The sequence below is a fragment of the Erwinia sp. HR93 genome, assembly GCF_034555055.1.
Taxonomy (GTDB): domain Bacteria; phylum Pseudomonadota; class Gammaproteobacteria; order Enterobacterales; family Enterobacteriaceae; genus Apirhabdus; species Apirhabdus apintestini.
Genome location: NZ_JAXUDP010000001.1, coordinates 3,360,764 through 3,378,648 on the forward strand (window position 1 = coordinate 3,360,764; position 17,885 = coordinate 3,378,648).

A 17,885-nucleotide genomic window follows, 5' to 3' on the forward strand; every position below is an offset into this window, starting at 1 on the left:
AATGAGGGCGCGCTAATGGCTACTGTGACCGATACCTCCGCCTCCGTCAGGGGAATAACTCGACTGAGCGATGGTCCCGACTGGACGTTTGGGCTACTGGAAAGCTATCTGAGTGAAATCGACCGGGTAGCAAAATATTACCGCCTCGATACTTACCCGCATCAAATTGAAGTGATTACATCAGAACAAATGTTGGACGCCTATTCCAGCGTAGGTATGCCCATTAACTATACCCACTGGTCATTCGGTAAAAAATTTATCGAGAATGAGCAGCGTTATAAGCAAGGGCAGCAGGGGCTGGCGTATGAAATAGTGATTAATTCCAACCCCTGCATTGCGTACCTGATGGAAGAAAATACGATTACCATGCAGGCGCTGGTGATAGCGCATGCCAGTTATGGACATAATTCTTTCTTTAAAAATAACTATCTATTCCGCAGCTGGACGGATGCCAGTTCGATTGTCGATTATCTTATCTTTGCCCGAAACTATATCAGTGAATGTGAAGAAAGGTACGGCGTGGAAGAGGTCGAAAAACTGCTGGACTCCTGCCACGCACTGATGAATTACGGCGTAGATCGCTATAAGCGCCCACAAAAAATCTCCCTGCAGGAGGAAAAAGCGCGCCAAAAAAGCCGTGAAGAGTATTTGCAAAGCCAGGTAAACATGCTTTGGCGCACCCTGCCGAAACGTGAGGAAGAGCGGCTGGCCCAGTCAAGCGGCCGTTTTCCTGAAGAACCGCAGGAAAATTTATTGTATTTCATGGAGAAGAATGCACCTTTACTGGAGCCGTGGCAGCGCGAGATTTTGCGTATTGTGCGTAAGGTCAGCCAGTATTTTTATCCCCAGAAACAGACGCAGGTCATGAATGAAGGATGGGCCAGTTTCTGGCATTACACCATTCTTAACCACTTATATGACGAAGGAAAAGTTACCGACCGGTTCATGTTGGAATTCCTGCACAGCCATACGAATGTGGTATTTCAACCACCTTACAATAGCCCTTGGTATAGCGGGATTAACCCTTATGCGCTGGGCTTTACGATGTATCAGGATATTAAGCGCATTTGCCAGACGCCCAACGAGGAAGACCGCCACTGGTTCCCTGATATCGCGGGTAAAGACTGGCTGGAGACGCTGCACTTCGCGATGCGTGATTTTAAAGACGAAAGCTTTATCAGCCAATTTCTCTCACCTAAGCTGATGCGCGATTTCCGCCTATTCACCGTGCTGGATGACGACCGCCATAATTATCTGGAAATCTCCGCCATTCATAATGAAGAAGGCTATCGTGAAATCCGCAATCAGCTTTCTGCACAATATAATCTGAGTAATCTGGAGCCGAATATTCAGGTGTGGAATGTCAACCTGAGAGGCGATCGTTCGCTTACGCTGCGCTACGTCCCTCACAACCGGGCACCGCTGGATAAAGGAAGGCGGGAAGTGCTAAAGCACGTACATCGACTATGGGGATTCGACGTGCTGCTGGAGCAGCAAAATGAAGATGGCAGCATTGAATTACTGGAACGCTGCCCCCCGCGAAACGCCGCGCTGTAGCGAAAAAAGCCGCGAAAGCGGCTTTTTTATGGCTGATACAAAATGCTCTCAGAATGAGATAAACCATTACCCCTGCCTTAGAGTTAAACCACGCCGATATGCTATTTCGCCCTATTATCACAACGGCGGCAGAAGGCTACGCTAATTAACGGCTATGCAGGGCTAAATCACCGGGCATATTTTTTTGCATACGGTGCCAAATTTCCCCGCTTTCACGCCCATAATTACGCACGACTTCATACACCTGCGCGTGCAGGCCTTCGCGACAGAGCTGCCCAAGCTTATGGTAAAAGCCCAGCGCCAGGCTGCGGGCATCCGGGCTGGAAAAATAGTGTCTGCCGATGCGGGTATATAGCCCTTTCATACCGTTTAATATCAATCCGTATACCGGATTGCCGGAGGCAAACGCCAGGCCGCGAAAGATACCGTAATCAAGTTCGGCAAAGGCATCCGCGTGATCCTGCACCTCTTCCGCGCTATCCAGAACTTTCTGCGAATCTTCTGGATGCAGGCGAAGCGCATTGCGGATAAAGATAGTGGCAATGTTGGTACGCACAGAAAGTAAATTATCGATAAGTTGCGGTACTCGGTCATGATCGAGACGCGCCAGTGTTTCCAGAATATTTAAACCCGACGTCTCCCAGAAATTATTCACCTTCGTCGGTTTACCGTGCTGGATGGTCAACCAGCCGTCACGCGCAAGGCGCTGTAATACTTCGCGCAAAGTCGTGCGCGTTACGCCAATAAGTTCCGAAAGTTCACGCTCTGCTGGCAATATTGAACCCGGTGGAAAGCGATTATTCCATATGCTTTCAATGATATACTCTTCCGCGAAACCCGCCGGGCTTTGCGCCTTTATGACCATAGCAATTGTCCATGTTTCCGAATTTTACAATATTTACTCATCATACCAGATGCGCATTCGGGCAGATAGTTAAGAGATTATCCAAAATTGGAGCCAGATTTTATTTTTTAGGGCTTCCCCGTAGCCCTGCGCTAATCACCTTGCCAGCTAATATTACGCAAGGTAGGCTAATTCTCTGTTTCTGAATAATCACGCAAAACATAAAAAGAGTCGACGATGAATATCTCACTTGCGCGCGCGTTTTACCGCAATTTTTTAGGTGCCTCACCGAATAGTTATAAACTCACTATTCTGTTTTTTTTAATACTTAATCCGCTAGTGTTTTTTTGCATCAGTCCTTTTGCCGCCGGTTGGTTATTGGTCGGCGAATTTATTTTTACACTGGCGATGGCGCTCAAATGCTACCCTCTACTGCCCGGTGGGCTTCTGGCTATCGAGGCCGTGTTTATTGGCATGACCAGCGCCGACCGGGTGCGTCATGAAGTGGTTGCTAATATAGAAGTCCTGCTGCTATTGATTTTTATGGTGGCTGGGATCTGGTTTATGAAGCAGCTTCTGCTGCTTATTTTTACCCGACTGCTGCTAAGCGTGCGCTCTAAGCTAGTGCTATCACTCGCTTTTTGCGTGGCTGCCGCATTCCTTTCCGCCTTTTTAGACGCCTTAACCGTTGTAGCCGTAGTTATCAGCGTCGCGTTGGGATTTTATGAAATTTATCATCGATTCGCATCAGGCGATAATCACGGTGAACTTCATAGCGATGACGCACTGACGCACGAGCATAGAGAAACGCTGGCGCAGTTTCGCGCTTTTTTACGCAGCCTAATGATGCATGCCGCGGTCGGCACCGCTTTGGGCGGAGTAATGACCATGGTCGGCGAACCGCAGAACCTGATTATCGCCCGTGCAGCAGGCTGGCACTTTAGCGATTTTTTCCTGCGCATGGCACCGGTAACACTGCCGGTGCTGGTATGCGGCCTACTCACCTGCTGCATACTGGAATACAGCAAAATCCTCGGCTATGGCGCACCGCTTCCTGAGCCAGTACGAGAAGTACTGCAGACCTGGGATAGACAGAATAGCCGCCAACGAACGCGGCTGGATAATGCACGCCTGGTAGTACAAGCGGTTATCGGTCTGTGGCTAATTATTGCGCTGGCGTTTCATTTGGCGGAAGTTGGGCTTATTGGTTTATCCGTCATTATTTTCGCCACTGCCCTGTGCGGCATTACCGATGAACATACGATAGGCCGCGCCTTTACTGAGGCTCTGCCGTTTACCGCTCTGCTAACAGTCTTTTTTACTATCGTCGCAGTAATTGTCGACGGCCAGCTTTTTGCGCCGCTTATTCACTATGTACTAAAGTCTCCGCCGCAGGCGCAATTGCCGCTATTTTATATTTTTAACGGCCTGCTTTCTTCTATCTCAGATAACGTTTTCGTTGGCTCTGTATATATAAATGAAGTGAAAACCGCGCTGGAGCACGGGCTAATAGATATTCGCCAGTTCGAAGAGCTGGCCGTCGCCATTAATACCGGCACAAATCTACCCTCCGTCGCGACGCCGAACGGCCAGGCCGCATTCCTATTTTTACTGACTTCGGCACTGGCACCGCTGATCCGTTTATCATACGGACGTATGGTTCTGATGGCGCTACCTTATACGCTGGTTTTAACACTGGTGGGCCTGTTATGCGTGATTTATACGCTGGCACCGGCAACCGACTGGATGCTGTCTCACGGCTGGATAGCGACGCCGCTGCTGTAATCACTAAGGTCGGGAATGGCTACATTTCCATCGCCAGGTGGCGACAATATCCTTATTATTGCGATGTCCATAGTGGCGCGTAAGGTAAATTGGTTTACACTGCGCCACATCTATTTTTACAGGGAATGAGATTATGTTGCGATATCTTAATCAGCAATCGCGAGGACGCGGAGCCTGGCTACTTATGGCGTTTACCGCTTTCGCCCTGGAGCTGGTAGCGCTGTGGTTCCAGCATGTGATGAAGCTTCAACCGTGTGTGCTCTGCATTTACGAACGCTGCGCGCTATTTGGCATTATGGGCGCCGGGCTTCTCGGGGCTATCGCTCCTCGCTCACCGATACGATTTATTGCGTTAGCGGTGTGGCTTTGGAGCGCGGGAAAAGGTATCGCGCTGGCGTGGCAGCATACTATGATGCAGCTTCACCCTTCGCCGTTTCAAACCTGCGATTTTATGGCGCGCTTCCCCGCAGGGCTGCCGCTGGATAAATGGCTGCCGCAGGTTTTTGTCGCCACCGGCGACTGCTCCGTGCGTCAGTGGTCTTTTTTGGATCTTGAAATGCCTCAGTGGCTGCTGGGCATTTTCATTGCCTATTTCGCCATTGCCGTCCTGATAGTCTTAGCTCAGTTTTGCCGTCGGGCACGCTAGTATCCTTTTGCGCGCAGCGCTGACGCTGTGCGCAAAAAATTCGCCTTCATTTTATATAGACGCCGCGTCAGCGCTTATATCGTAAATAGGGATCGGCATTGCTTACAAAGCGATTATTACGCTTAAAACTGGCGCAGCGTCGCAAAGACGCCAGGAGTTGAATAAAAGGTCTCTTAGCCTGAGTCTGTTCGCCCCGCCAGCCCGTTCTGGCTGCCAATGTTTGATTATCTCTTAGTGTAATATTCTGCTGACTGGCTGGTAGCTGACGCACATATTAGCGAAAAGAGTAGATGGATGATCCGCCAGCGAACGGAGCGCTGCCGGTGAATATCAGCGTAGTATTTTACTCAACATTTTTGCACTACGATTTTACAGCGCGGCAGTAAAAAGGCCTCATTCTAATGAGGCCCTTACTACAGCAGTCGAACCTATAAGGTTATTACTGCGGAATACGCAGTACCTGCCCCGGATAGATTTTATCCGGATGGCTCAGCATGGGCTTATTTGCTTCAAAGATTTTATTGTAATCATTGGCGTTGCCATACACTTTTTTCGCAATCGCACTTAGCGTATCACCTTTCTCGACGGTGTAGAACTTGCTTTCAGTAGCGCCGGCTGCAACAGCGACTTTATCTTCTACGCTGTTGATGCCTTCCACATTGCCCGCAGCAACCAGGATTTTTTCTTTCGCTTCCTGGCTCAGGCCATCACCGCTAACAACGACCTTATCGCCCTGAACGCTTACCTGAACTTTATCAGCATCCGGTACGCCTGCTTTTTTCAAATGCTCTTCAATTTTACTTTTACGCGCATCATCACTGTTTCCTGTTACGGAATCCCACAGTTTCTCACCCGCTTCTTTTACAAAATTAAACAGTCCCATATCGTCTCCTGAATGGTTATTGGGCCCATGCCCTTACTCCAGTCTTAAGTCTGGCAAAAAAATCAAAAAAGTAAAGCGTCATTCCTGGCCCGGGATTAATAATCAGACGATTAGTGATTTCACTAATATACATTAAGTATACCGAGGCAAATCTTAATATTTCTTAGCGAAGTAAAATGGTTATTATCCGAACAGCAGCCCGCAAGACGTAATTAAGGTTAAGCGCTAAGTTAACGTAGCATCGCAAATTATTGTTAAAGCCCCACAGCGCAGCCTGCACGCCTCAAGGTATCATTATCTTTCCCCATAACCGCTCGCGGTATAGCGGCCACCGACAAAACCTCTGATTTATTAGAATATCGGCATATCTGCTTTCAAACCAACGCTGTATTTATTACTAAATACAGCGCACTCTCATTTTCATTCAACCATAAAAAATATCTTTATGCTTAACTTATTACTCTCACAAAATGGCTATGCGCATAGGGCCATTTCTGGCAGATAAATCAATGCGATTAGGACAACTATACAATCGCGTTACCAAAAATGAACGCTCATTCCACCTGATGAAAGTAATATTTACACCAATAGCATTGATGTAAAGCCAATAAACGATCATTGCTCACCTCTATTAGCGTGTTCATATAATCTCAGCAATATAAAGATAAGCATATATCTATCAGGTAAAGGTTACTCGATATATTTCATTACCTTTCGAACTTTTCTCATATTATTCATCTCTGAACTGGGAGCATCCTCTTTTTAACCATATAATGAATATTGACGCATTTTCAGGTAAAAAAAGTCACATTACATGGAGAGTGGAACGATTAGTCTCTTACAGGCCAATGAATTAATGCCTCAATCAATTCTACCTGTAAAAGGAATATTGGATTCCCCCCCATGAATTACTTCTTTTAAGTAAAGTTATAGATCCTGAAATTAATGAACCAAATGCACCATGTTATTAACCCATCAGCCAGGTATATGCCTGCGCCCATTAAATTAACGATAAGATAATGGAAAACCCTAAAAGCACCGCCGACAAAATAGCCAGCTATTACTGCGCCGTCGGCCCGAATGCGGGCCGGGTTCGCCATTTAATGCACACGTTGACTTCGCCCGGTCTTTACTCCGCCCAGTCTGGTTTATTAAGGATATGATCCTGCCAGTCGCGCACTTCGCTCTCTTTCACTGCAATATGGCGCACCGAGATACGCTGAGCATGCATCACTTCTTTGGAGCCAGCGCGCAGCGGGTGCCAGGCGGGTAACGACTTTCCTTCAGCAAGGAGCCGATAGGCACAGGTCAGCGGCAGCCATTCAAATTCAGGAAGGTTTGCGCGCGTTAGCTTGATGCAATCGGCCTCATATTCGAAACGGCGGGCGTAGTGGCGACACTGGCAGGTTTTGATATTCAACTGAGCGCAGGCCACATTGGTAAAATAAATTTCGTCTGTATCTTCGTCCATGAGTTTATGCAGGCAGCATTGCCCGCAGCCGTCGCAGAGCGACTCCCACTCCCGATCGCTCATTTCATCCAACGTTTTAGTTTGCCAAAAGGGGGTGTCATTCATTCGCGGAAATTCCAAAGATAGATTATCTGGCGCCGTTATAAAGAGAATAGCCCACAGATGCAAGCCCAGGCGCCGAGAACTAACCGGGATTTACAGAACCCGCGCGGTGAGAAAGCGGTCGCCCAAACCGATTTTTAACGCATCGCCACCGTGAAGCGGCCCCACGCCTTCCGGTGTGCCGGTTAAAATAATATCCCCTTCACGCAGAGTGAAAAACCGGCTCATATAGGCGATAAGCGGCAAAATAGGATGTAGCATGTCAGCGGTATTACCCCGCTGGCGCTGCTCGCCGTTTATCTCTAATGACAATGACAGGTTTTGAGGATCGTGGCCAAACTCTGAAACCGGTATAAAACCGGAAACGGGGCATGCGTTATCAAATCCCTTCGCTTTTTCCCACGGACGCCCTGCTGCCTTTAATTCGCTCTGGAGATCGCGTAACGTTAAATCAAGCGCTACGCCATAGCCGACGATCGCCTGCTGCACATGTTCTTCCTTTGCCTGTCGTAAAGTGGCGCCAATCAGAACCGCCAGCTCAACTTCATGATGAACGGCACCAAAACCTTCGGGGAGTTTTAGCGGTTGATGCAAATCGCAAAGTGCCGTTTCGGGCTTCATGAATAAGACGGGCTCTTCCGGGGTTCGGCTACCCATTTCTTTGATATGACGCGCATAGTTACTGCCTACGCAAACGACTTTACTAACCGGATAATCCAGCAGCGCGCCCTGCCAGTGACGATGTTGATACATAATCCCTGCCCTATTGTTATGTACAATAAGCTCTCACTATCCCCGTGCGCCGGGGGGATTGTCAATCTGGCTGCGCGCAGTTACTCACGATAATAACTTATGACCTATGGCTTATTTATGCGTTAGCAAAAGAGATACCGATTATCCGCAAACAACATATTCGGAAAAAACGGTAATTATGAATCAACGCAATATCAGGCGATGAAGATTTATTCTACCGCTGATAGATCTCAGCGGTAGTAAATAGCAATTATTGTTTATTACAGGGTTCAAAGCGCTTATTTTTTTGTCTGCTCACAAAGATGTGTTTTTAACAAGCTTTCCGGAGGCGGCGGCAATTGTAAATAATACCCTTGATCTTTCAATGCCTGTTTTACATTATCTAAACTTGCATTCGCCAGGCGTTTGCTGCCGTCCAAAGGTATCATCATTGCCAGTTTCGGTTGACCAAAACTCAACATCAATTCTTCCGGCACTCGGGAAAAATCGCCTTTTTTTTCGACATAGAGATATGTCTGATCGCGTTTCATACTCCGATAGATCACACAATGCATACTTTTGCTCTAATTTCATTAGTGGTTACTTGCCTGAATATAGCACTGACTATAACATGCTTGTTGTACATCGGAATATTGTATCCACGCCGTGGGTATTAAAAACTGAATTGAGTAAGGCCAGGATGTCAAATACGCCCATCGAGCTGAAAGGTAGCAGTTTCACACTCTCTGTAGTTCATTTACATGAGACGCAGCCCGCCGTTATCCGCGAAGCGCTTCAGGATAAAATTGCGCAGGCACCCGCGTTTTTGAAACATGCGCCTGTCGTACTCAATGTCGCAAGTCTAAATGATAAGGCTGGTGATTGGGGGCAGATTTTACAAATCATCACTGACGCTGGTCTGCACGTCGTTGGCGTAAGCGGCTGTAAAGACAGCATTCTACGCGCCGAGATTGAACGCGCGGGGCTACCGCTGCTTACCGAAGGCAAAGATAAGGTGCGGCCTATGGTGCCTCAGGCACCGGCAGAGCCGGTGGCAAGCGTCGCTACAAAAACGCGCATTATCGATACGCCGGTGCGGTCCGGCCAGCGCGTGTATGCGCCAAACAGCGATTTAGTGGTAACCAGCCACGTCAGCGCCGGAGCAGAACTCATCGCTGATGGCAATATACATATTTACGGCGGAATGCGCGGACGAGCGCTGGCAGGTGCCAGCGGCGATCGCGATGCGCAAATATTTTGTACTGCTTTAACCGCCGAACTGGTTTCCATTGCCGGCGTCTACTGGCTTAGCGATAGACTCCCGGCCGATTTTTACGGCAAGGCGGCGCGTCTGCGTCTCGCGGGCGGTGCTCTGACCGTTGAACCTTTAAATTAATAAGCCCTTTTAACAAGGAATTCCTTATGGCACGCATTATTGTAGTTACATCAGGTAAAGGAGGCGTTGGCAAAACGACCTCCAGCGCGGCCATCGCTACGGGTCTGGCCCTAAAGGGCAAGAAAACCGTCGTTATCGATTTCGATATTGGCCTGCGTAATCTCGACCTGATTATGGGATGTGAGCGACGCGTCGTGTATGACTTCGTTAATGTTATTCAGGGCGATGCCACGTTGAATCAGGCTCTGATTAAAGATAAACGCACCGAGAATCTCTATATTCTGCCCGCCTCACAAACGCGCGATAAAGATGCGCTTACGCGTGACGGCGTCGAGAAAGTGCTCGACGATTTATCGAAGATGGAGTTTGATTTTGTCGTCTGCGACTCTCCCGCGGGAATTGAAACAGGCGCGCTAATGGCGCTCTACTTCGCTGACGAAGCCATCATTACGACTAACCCTGAGGTCTCTTCAGTACGCGACTCCGATCGGATTCTCGGCATTCTTTCGTCCAAATCGCGCCGCGCTGAAAAAGGTGAAGAGCCCATTAAAGAGCATCTGCTGCTGACCCGCTATAATCCGGGCCGGGTAAGCAGAGGCGATATGTTAAGTATGGAAGATGTACTGGAAATTCTGCGTATTCCTCTGATTGGCGTAATTCCTGAAGATCAATCGGTGCTACGCTCCTCTAACCAGGGAGAACCCGTTATTCTCGACGATACGTCCGACGCCGGCAAAGCCTATTCAGATGCGGTAGATCGCCTGCTTGGTGAAGAACGCCCTTTCCGCTTCATAGAAGAAGAGAAGAAAGGTTTTCTCAAACGCCTGTTCGGAGGATAAATTATGGCATTACTCGACTTTTTTCTTTCACGGAAAAAGAACACCGCCAATATCGCCAAAGAGCGTTTACAAATTATTGTGGCGGAACGCCGTCGAGGTGATTCCGAGCCGCATTATTTACCTCAGTTGAAGCGTGATATCCTGGACGTTATTTGCAAATACGTGCAAATCGATCCTGAGATGGTCACCGTACAGCTTGATCAAAAAGGTGACGATATCTCTGTTCTCGAACTTAACGTTACCCTGCCGGAAACTGAAGAGACGAAGTAATCTCATCTCCCCTGGGCGTTTGTCCAGGGGCCGCAGCGACACGCCTTTTCTTCAGCATGCGGACTCAGCGCTTATTTCTGTTTTGATCACGCGCAACCGTCTCTCATTGGTAGCAGTAAAAACGCAGCGCGCGGTTGCGCTCTGTCCCACGGATATTCATCAACTGAGAATGCGAATTACCTACAGGCACCGCGAGAGCGACTATCTCTATTTACCCAAAAGCCTGTAAAGGTTTGCTCCATGGATAATGACTGGAGCGCAGGCGCACAGCCGCTACAGGCGCGGATGTACACCCATTTCCCTTACTGGAGCGCGGATAGCACGGCGCGTAGTTTTTCTCCCAGCAGCTCTCCCCGCCAGCCGCTAAGCAGCTCTGGATACGCAGCTTTTAATCCCCAGTGCCAGTTAAGCAGTTGATTTATTTGCCGGCGCGAGGCAATTAGTTCTGGCCCCAGTTTATTTTCCGCCGCCGTTTCCTGAACGACCTGCTTAATCGATTTAAAAATACTGCGATAGCCTGGTATATCAATCAGATTGATAAGTGGTTCAGGCAAAGCAGACTCCGGGAGTTCCTGCGCCTGTTCAACCAGTGTTATCAACATTTTACCGTGAAAGCGGATTTCGCTACCGGAAAGCCCCAGGCTATCCAGCTCTCCCAGCGATCCCGGCATGTAACGCGCAACCTGCCAAAGATGCTCTTCTCGTACGACAAAATTAACGGCTAAATCGCGACGGCGCGCTTCCTCAAGACGCCACGCTGCCAGCAGCCGTAAACAACCTAGCTGGCGGGTGCGTAACTGCCAGGCATTGCCAATATCGCGCCAGGCTTCCCGTGGAGAAACCACTTCCGCCCGGCGGCGCGCCATCAGCGCACACTCATCCTGCGCAGCCGCCAGCCAGCCGCTGCTGGAGATATCATCCATCAGCCGACGCGCCAGTGGCAGTAAGTACCAAACATCCGCGGCCGCGTAGGCTAATTGTTTCTCGGAAAGCGGGCGCGCCAGCCAGTCGGTACGCGATTCGCTTTTATCAAGCGCTATGCCGCTGTACGTTTCAACCATATTTGCGAACCCACAGGACAATGGATGCCCTAAAAACGCCGCAACGATTTGCGTATCAATAAACGGCGTCGGCATGACGCCAAACGCGTGCTGAAAAACATCCAGATCCTCACTGCCAGCATGGAGAAACTTTAATACCTGCTCATCCTGTAATAGCGCTTTCAGCGCTGACATATCCTCAATGGCCAGCGGATCGATAAGCGATACCTGAGTGCCGTCAAAGAGCTGAATAAGCCCTAGCTGAGCGTAATAGGTGCGCGTACGGACAAACTCGGTATCCAACGCAACGGTTGACGCGCTGCGCGCCTGCTCACAAACCTGCTGTAACTGTGCGGTTGTCGTAATTATCTGGTAATTCAATGTACTCTCTCTTTGCTTCTCGCCCATAAAAAACGCCGGCAGCGCCGGCGTTGGGAGGACTGCATCGGTTTCAGGCCGTATTGTTGCCTTTATTGCGCGCTTCGTCACGCAGTTCTCGCCGCAATATTTTACCGACGTTCGATTTTGGCAATTCATTACGGAATTCTACCTGACGGGGAACTTTATAGGCCGTTAAATGGCGTCGACAAAACGCAATAAGCTCTTCCTCCGTTAGGCGCGCCTCTTTTTTCACGACGAAAATTTTTACGCTCTCCCCGCTATTTTCCGCAGCAACGCCCACGGCCGCCACCTCCAGCACATCCTCATGCTGCATTACTACATCTTCAATTTCATTCGGATATACATTGAAGCCGGATACCAGGATCATATCTTTTTTACGATCGACAATGCGCATAAAGCCCTCTTCGTCCATCACGGCAATATCACCGGTGTAAAGCCAGCCATCTCTCAGGACATCACCGGTTTCTTCAGGGCGCTGCCAGTATCCCGGCATCACCTGCGGGCCACGCACGCAAAGCTCGCCCGGATTCCCGGCGGCTACCGTTTGTCCTTCATCATCGACCAGCTTCACTTCAGTTGAAGGGATGGGCAGGCCAATGCTTCCGCTATGATATTCAATATCATAAGGATTTACGCTGACCAGCGGCGAACATTCCGTCAGGCCATATCCCTCAAGCAAATAGCGGCCGGTTAATTTTTCCCAGCGCTCAGCTACCGCGTGATGTATCGGCATTCCACCACCAGCGGCAAGGCTCAGGGTTGAAAAATCCAGTCGTTTGAAGTCAGCGTTGTTGAGTAAAGCATTAAATAGCGTGTTTACACCGGTAATGGCCGTAAATGGATATTTCGCCAGCTCTTTTACCATACCGGGGATATCCCGCGGGTTGGTTATCAGCAAATTCTGCGCCCCCAGGTCGATAAACAGCAGACAATTCATGGTGAGCGCGAAAATATGGTAAAGCGGTAATGCGGTGACGACTAACTGGCGGCGCGCGTTCAATAGCGGCCCATAAGCCGCTTTTACCTGTTCGAGGTTGGCCAGCATGTTTCTGTGCGTTAGCATCGCGCCTTTTGCAACGCCTGTCGTACCGCCAGTGTATTGTAAAAATGCGATATCATCGCCGTTCAACGCAGGTTTGTCATACTGCATGTGGCTGCCGGCTTGCAGCGCGCGGCGAAACGAAATAGCGTCAGGAAGATGATACTTAGGCACCAGCCTTTTCACATATTTTACGACGAAGTTAACAAGCGTTGCCTTCGCAGTCGAAAGCTGATCGCCCATTCGAGTCAAAATGACGTGGCGAACGCCCGTTTTCTCAACGACCTTTTCCAGCGTATGGGCAAAATTCGACACAATCACAATTGCGCTGGCACCGCTGTCATTAAGCTGATGCTCAAGTTCACGCGGCGTATAAAGTGGGTTAACGTTCACCACGACCAACCCTGCGCGTAAAATACCAAATAGCGCCACGGGGTATTGCAGCAGATTCGGCATCATCAGCGCGACGCGATCCCCTTTTTGCAAGCCTAATCCATGCTGTAACCAGGCAGCGAAAGCGCGGCTGCGCTCTTCGAGCTGCCGAAACGTCATGACCTCGCCCATATTGACAAACGCGGGCCGGTTGGCATAGCGATTCGCTGCGTGTTCAAACATCTCAACCAGAGACAAATAACGATCGGGGTTAATATCCGCGGGCACATCGGCTGGGTAGCGGTTAAGCCAGATCTTATTCAAAGAATCACCTCTATAATTATTATTTATTGTCATCGCAACCCCACCCACCGCTTTAATTAACATAATATTAACTCAGCGTACCAGTTTCTTGCTTCAGCTGAGATAGGGTTGAGAAGTGCGTCACTAAATTTTTATATCCCAAAATGGCCATTCGGATGACATGGCCGGTAAATACGTACTCGCTCAAACAGTATTGAACTGCGAGGCTTGCACGGACGCTGCTGTTATTCGCAGCGCCCGCCATATCACCAGTATAATAATGAATTATTCAGTAACAACGGACTGTACCTGCGCTGGCATTGGGTTATACCAGCCCCAGCCGCCGTAATGCCTATGCCACCGCCCAGGCGGCCCCCACATCCAGGGATCTATAGGCTGAGGCGGCATAACTACCTGCTGCATGATACGCCAGCGCTTAAATCCGTTAACCTGCATCACCATGAAGGTATAAGGAGCGTTACCAATAACGCCTTTTTCAGTACCGGTTATTGGGCCAACTACGGTAATTAACCGATCTTTAACATCAACCGGGTCGAGAAAACCGTTCACATCCGCGTAAATTCGCCCGCGTGAAGCCGCCCCTAATACCGGCGCTGCGCCGGCATCCAGCGGCACCGTAGCAATTTCAAGCCGCGTTTTACCCTGCGAATTGTGCATTCCAACCACTTTTCCACCAAAGCGCGCCTCCTGGCCGGTATATAACGCAGGCGCATTCATTACACGGGCTAAATCATCCTGAGGGTGCTCAGAGGTGCCTTTAATCGCATCCGGTATAGTGACACAACCGCTAAGCCCGATTGTCGCAAGTAGCACCACTATGCCCCAACAATTCCTCTTCCAATGAATCGCCATGCTTTCTCCTTACGCCGCGTTTTCGCTCGTCGCGCCCTGCCGAGGCTATTCCCGGCCCGGAAGTTTCTTCCAGGCGACGTTATTACGCAGATAGACAGGCTCTGCCACTTCAGCAGCCACGGTTTCGCCATGCGCTACCTGTATTAACGCCAGCGGCAGCATATCTTCCGCCGCCGGCAACAGTACGCCGCTGTCCTGCAGCGTTAACCCGCTCCCGCTTCCGAGTTCGGGCCAGGCCTGCCAGCCCGTTCCTGCTGTTGCCCATGCACCATCCAGAGCCTGTAGGCGCTGAGCAACGGCCTGTGGTGACAGCACGGCCTCGGTTGCCTCACCGTGCCAGACACCGTGGGCATCACGCTGATATTCTGCCCAATACACCTCATTCATGCGAGCGTCTATTGCCGCTAATATCCGCGTTGCGCCGGTCTGACGCCAGGCCCCCTGCGCAAGCGTCGCCAGCGTCGAAACGCCGACCATCGGTAAATCCGCCCCCAGGGCAAGCCCCTGCGCCATTCCAATGCCAATGCGCACACCGGTAAAACTACCGGGGCCGCGACCAAACGCCAGTGCCTGTAATTCTGACAAGGCAATACTTCCCTGGTTCAAAATGTCCCGAACCATCGGCAAAATACGCTGCGTATGCTCGCGCGGGCAGACCTCAAAACGGCTCAGGACCGTACCATTCTGCCAGAGCGCGGCAGAACAGGCTTCGGTAGCGGTATCAATCGCGAGGATTTGCATGGCTCAGTGGCTCCCGGTAACTGTGCGGTGAAAAAACGGCGCGCATAATAACACATTACGACTGCGTAGGTGCGGTCAGGAAAGCCGCCGCTTTCCCAAGGTCACGCGTGCGCGGCGCTAAAGGCAGGCTATTCAAAAATACGGCGCCATATGGGCGCATGACCAGGCGATTATCGCAGATAACTAACACACCGCGATCGTCTACGTCGCGGATTAAGCGCCCAACGCCCTGTTTCAATGCAATAACCGCTTCCGGTAACTGCACTTCTGTGAACGGATCGGTGCCGCGCAACCGGCAATCTTCCATGCGCGCTTTTAATAGCGGATCGTCCGGCGCAGTAAACGGCAGTTTATCGATAATCACCAATGATAGTGCGTCACCGCGCACATCTACGCCTTCCCAAAAACTGCTGGTGGCTACTAATAAGGCATTGCCAGCCTCGACAAACTGGCGCAATAACTGCCCTTTGCTGGTTTCCCCCTGCAATAATACCGGCAGCGTTAAGGAAGCGCGAAACTCCGCCGCTAAATCCCGCATCATGGCGTGGGAAGTGCACAGCATAAAACAGCGTCCGTTATTGGCGACAATAAGCGGGCGCAGCATTGCCGCCAACCGGCGGCCGCTGCCGGGCTGATTGGTTTGAGGCAGCCCGCGGGGCACGCAAAGCAGCGCCTGGCGGGAATAATCAAAAGGGCTTGCCAGAAGCAATGTTTCGGCCTGCTCAATGCCAAGCCGGGTGGTAAAATGGCTAAGCTGTTCATTAACAGAGAGCGTTGCTGAGGTAAAAATCCAGCTACCCGGCTTTTTCGCCATTGCTTCATGAAATTTGTCAGCAACAGAAAGCGGCGTCAGCGCAAGTTTAAAATGGCGGGAGGTGCATTCATACCAGTAGCTGTAGCCGGGCTGGTTAATCTCTTTAAGTCGTTTTAAGCGGGCGCGATAGAGAGTAGCGCGCTCAAATGCAACATCTAACAGCGCGGAGCGGCCCAGGGAGAGTTTTGCCACGTCATAGCAGAGCTCCAGCGCGTCATCGAGCAGCAGTAAGGCGCGCTGTATATTGGCATCGGACAGGAGCTCGCGTAAATTTCCCCGGTAACCGGGTTCGCCAAGCTGCAAACGAAAATCCTGCGCGCTCTGTGCCAAACGATCGGCACATTTTTGTAACTGCTGGGTATCCTTCAGCTCTGTGCGATAGGCCATGGAGATATCTTTTGCTAAATCGAGCAACTGACGGCTGGAAAGCGATTCGCCGAAATACTGGCTGGCAATATCAGGAATTTGATGCGCCTCATCAAAAATCGTCACTTCCGCCTCAGGGATAAGCTCAGCAAAGCCGCTCTCTTTCACTACCATATCCGCCAGAAACAGATGATGATTCACCACCACAATATCGGCATCCATCGCCTTTTTACGCGCTTTAACGACAAAACATTCTTTATAAAGTGGGCAGTCGGCGCCCAGACAATTATCATTGGTACTGGTGACCAGTGGCCATACCTCCGCATCCTCCGCCACTTCAGGGCAGTGGCTGATATCCCCCTCCTCCGTCTCCACCGCCCAGCTGCGCAAACGCATTACGTCGCTTAATACCTGAACCGGCAAATTCCCACCCGCCAGCGCCTGTTGTTCCAGGCGTTCCAGACATAAATAGTTGGAACGCCCTTTCAGCAACGCCAGTTTCCCCGAATATTCCAGCGCCCGGCGCACGGTAGGCAAATCTCGGCTGAAGAGCTGATCCTGCAACGCTTTCGAACCGGTGGATACAATAACTTTTTTCCCCGCACGCAGCGCCGGTGCCAGATAGGCGAACGTTTTTCCGGTTCCGGTTCCCGCTTCAACCACCAGCGGGGTTCCCTGAGCGATAGCTTTAGTTACCGCCTGCGCCATAACTCGCTGTGGCTCGCGCGGTTTAAATCCAGGGATTGCTTTAGCAAGCTGCCCGTCTGTTGCAAAATCGTCCGTCACGCATCCCCCTTTGAATTACGCAAGATTATGTCAGGGACATCTACCGAACGCCAGAACAGGTGACGCCGGGTCGCGCTTATGGCAGGCTTACGCCACGATCCACCGTTAAAAAGGAAATAAAAATGTCTATTGTGCGCGTAAAACCGGAAGCCCGCTGGTCTGATGCCGTAATCCATAACCACACGCTATATTATACCGGCGTGCCAGAAAATCTGACCGCTGGCGCTTTTGAACAGACGCAGAACACGCTACAACAAATTGAAGATATGCTGAAAGAACAGGGAAGCGATAAGAGCAAAATTCTGGACGCGACTATTATCCTCGCAAACGCCGATGATTTCGCCGAAATGAACCGCGCGTGGGATGCTTGGGTAGTGCCTGGCCATGCGCCTGTGCGCTGCACTATACAGGCCACGCTGATGAAACCGACGTACAAAGTCGAAATTAAAATTATCGCCGCCGTAGACTGACTTTTATCTTCGAGCCGAAGTAAAACATGCCGCGAACCGCACCTCACAGTCGGCCCGCGGCAAGTACTATACCTGCCATCTGACATTATTAAAGCATGTTGATAGGCTGCGGATATTATCAATCAAACCCACAGCGGGTGAGCGAGCCAAATTC

The 17,885-nt window shown here is 50.4% G+C and carries 17 protein-coding genes; 7 read left to right on the forward strand and 10 right to left on the reverse strand.

The features are described 5' to 3' along the window. Window positions 1-15: 15 nt before the first annotated feature. Window positions 16-1,557 carry a SpoVR family protein gene (locus SFA31_RS15670; protein WP_322838822.1) on the forward strand — a complete coding sequence of 514 codons (1,542 nt, stop codon included), beginning with the start codon at window positions 16-18 and terminating at the stop codon, window positions 1,555-1,557. A gap of 145 nt (window positions 1,558-1,702) precedes the next feature. Here the strand turns inward: SFA31_RS15670 and fadR are convergent, their stop codons facing one another. After that, window positions 1,703-2,422: a fatty acid metabolism transcriptional regulator FadR gene (fadR, locus tag SFA31_RS15675; RefSeq protein ID WP_322838823.1), complete on the reverse strand. Its 720-nt coding sequence runs from the start codon at window positions 2,420-2,422 to the stop codon at window positions 1,703-1,705. A gap of 216 nt (window positions 2,423-2,638) precedes the next feature. On the opposite strand from fadR, the gene nhaB reads away from it, so the two are divergent. After that, window positions 2,639-4,186 carry a sodium/proton antiporter NhaB gene (nhaB, locus tag SFA31_RS15680; protein ID WP_322838824.1) on the forward strand — a complete coding sequence of 516 codons (1,548 nt, stop codon included), beginning with the start codon at window positions 2,639-2,641 and terminating at the stop codon, window positions 4,184-4,186. 133 nt (window positions 4,187-4,319) lie between these two features. After that, a complete protein-coding gene (gene dsbB, locus SFA31_RS15685) occupies window positions 4,320-4,832 on the forward strand; it encodes a disulfide bond formation protein DsbB (protein ID WP_322838825.1) in 513 nt (170 codons plus the stop codon). A gap of 439 nt (window positions 4,833-5,271) precedes the next feature. Here dsbB and lysM read toward each other — a convergent pair whose 3' ends face one another. From lysM to SFA31_RS15705, 4 genes are all read right to left on the reverse strand, one after another. Continuing rightward, window positions 5,272-5,715 carry a peptidoglycan-binding protein LysM gene (lysM, locus tag SFA31_RS15690; RefSeq protein WP_322838826.1) on the reverse strand — a complete coding sequence of 148 codons (444 nt, stop codon included), beginning with the start codon at window positions 5,713-5,715 and terminating at the stop codon, window positions 5,272-5,274. A gap of 1,129 nt (window positions 5,716-6,844) precedes the next feature. Next, window positions 6,845-7,291, reverse strand: coding sequence for a YcgN family cysteine cluster protein (locus SFA31_RS15695; RefSeq protein ID WP_322838827.1), 447 nt, complete (start codon window positions 7,289-7,291; stop codon window positions 6,845-6,847). Window positions 7,292-7,381: 90 nt separating this feature from the next. Continuing rightward, window positions 7,382-8,041, reverse strand: coding sequence for a fumarylacetoacetate hydrolase family protein (locus SFA31_RS15700; RefSeq protein ID WP_322838828.1), 660 nt, complete (start codon window positions 8,039-8,041; stop codon window positions 7,382-7,384). Between the two features lie 278 nt (window positions 8,042-8,319). Continuing rightward, the gene (locus tag SFA31_RS15705; RefSeq protein ID WP_322838829.1) at window positions 8,320-8,595 is read right to left on the reverse strand and encodes a YcgL domain-containing protein; all 276 of its coding nucleotides are present in this window, start codon (window positions 8,593-8,595) and stop codon (window positions 8,320-8,322) included. Between the two features lie 125 nt (window positions 8,596-8,720). Between SFA31_RS15705 and minC the strand changes: the two genes are divergently transcribed. Genes minC through minE form a run of 3 tightly spaced genes read left to right on the forward strand, consistent with a single transcriptional unit; the run spans window position 8,721 to window position 10,525 of the window. Beyond that, the gene (gene minC / locus SFA31_RS15710) at window positions 8,721-9,416 is read left to right on the forward strand and encodes a septum site-determining protein MinC (protein WP_322838830.1); all 696 of its coding nucleotides are present in this window, start codon (window positions 8,721-8,723) and stop codon (window positions 9,414-9,416) included. Window positions 9,417-9,442: 26 nt separating this feature from the next. Beyond that, window positions 9,443-10,255 carry a septum site-determining protein MinD gene (gene minD, locus SFA31_RS15715; protein WP_322838831.1) on the forward strand — a complete coding sequence of 271 codons (813 nt, stop codon included), beginning with the start codon at window positions 9,443-9,445 and terminating at the stop codon, window positions 10,253-10,255. A gap of 3 nt (window positions 10,256-10,258) precedes the next feature. Further along, the gene (gene minE, locus SFA31_RS15720) at window positions 10,259-10,525 is read left to right on the forward strand and encodes a cell division topological specificity factor MinE (RefSeq protein WP_322838832.1); all 267 of its coding nucleotides are present in this window, start codon (window positions 10,259-10,261) and stop codon (window positions 10,523-10,525) included. A gap of 302 nt (window positions 10,526-10,827) precedes the next feature. Here the strand turns inward: minE and rnd are convergent, their stop codons facing one another. The 5 genes from rnd to SFA31_RS15745 form a co-directional block, all read right to left on the reverse strand. Next, window positions 10,828-11,946: a ribonuclease D gene (gene rnd, locus SFA31_RS15725; protein WP_322839395.1), complete on the reverse strand. Its 1,119-nt coding sequence runs from the start codon at window positions 11,944-11,946 to the stop codon at window positions 10,828-10,830. A 70-nt stretch (window positions 11,947-12,016) separates the two neighbouring features. Beyond that, on the reverse strand, window positions 12,017-13,702 hold the full coding sequence (fadD, locus tag SFA31_RS15730) for a long-chain-fatty-acid--CoA ligase FadD (RefSeq protein WP_322838833.1): 1,686 nt from the start codon (window positions 13,700-13,702) through the stop codon (window positions 12,017-12,019). Between the two features lie 264 nt (window positions 13,703-13,966). Next, the gene (locus SFA31_RS15735; protein WP_322838834.1) at window positions 13,967-14,554 is read right to left on the reverse strand and encodes a Slp family lipoprotein; all 588 of its coding nucleotides are present in this window, start codon (window positions 14,552-14,554) and stop codon (window positions 13,967-13,969) included. 45 nt (window positions 14,555-14,599) lie between these two features. Further along, window positions 14,600-15,295 carry a tRNA (adenosine(37)-N6)-threonylcarbamoyltransferase complex dimerization subunit type 1 TsaB gene (tsaB, locus tag SFA31_RS15740; protein WP_322838835.1) on the reverse strand — a complete coding sequence of 232 codons (696 nt, stop codon included), beginning with the start codon at window positions 15,293-15,295 and terminating at the stop codon, window positions 14,600-14,602. Window positions 15,296-15,350: 55 nt separating this feature from the next. Then, window positions 15,351-17,261: an ATP-dependent DNA helicase gene (locus tag SFA31_RS15745; RefSeq protein ID WP_322838836.1), complete on the reverse strand. Its 1,911-nt coding sequence runs from the start codon at window positions 17,259-17,261 to the stop codon at window positions 15,351-15,353. 122 nt (window positions 17,262-17,383) lie between these two features. Between SFA31_RS15745 and SFA31_RS15750 the strand changes: the two genes are divergently transcribed. Beyond that, complete coding sequence (locus tag SFA31_RS15750) at window positions 17,384-17,731, forward strand: RidA family protein (RefSeq protein ID WP_322838837.1); 348 nt, start codon at window positions 17,384-17,386, stop codon at window positions 17,729-17,731. The last annotated feature ends 154 nt before the right edge of the window (window positions 17,732-17,885 follow it).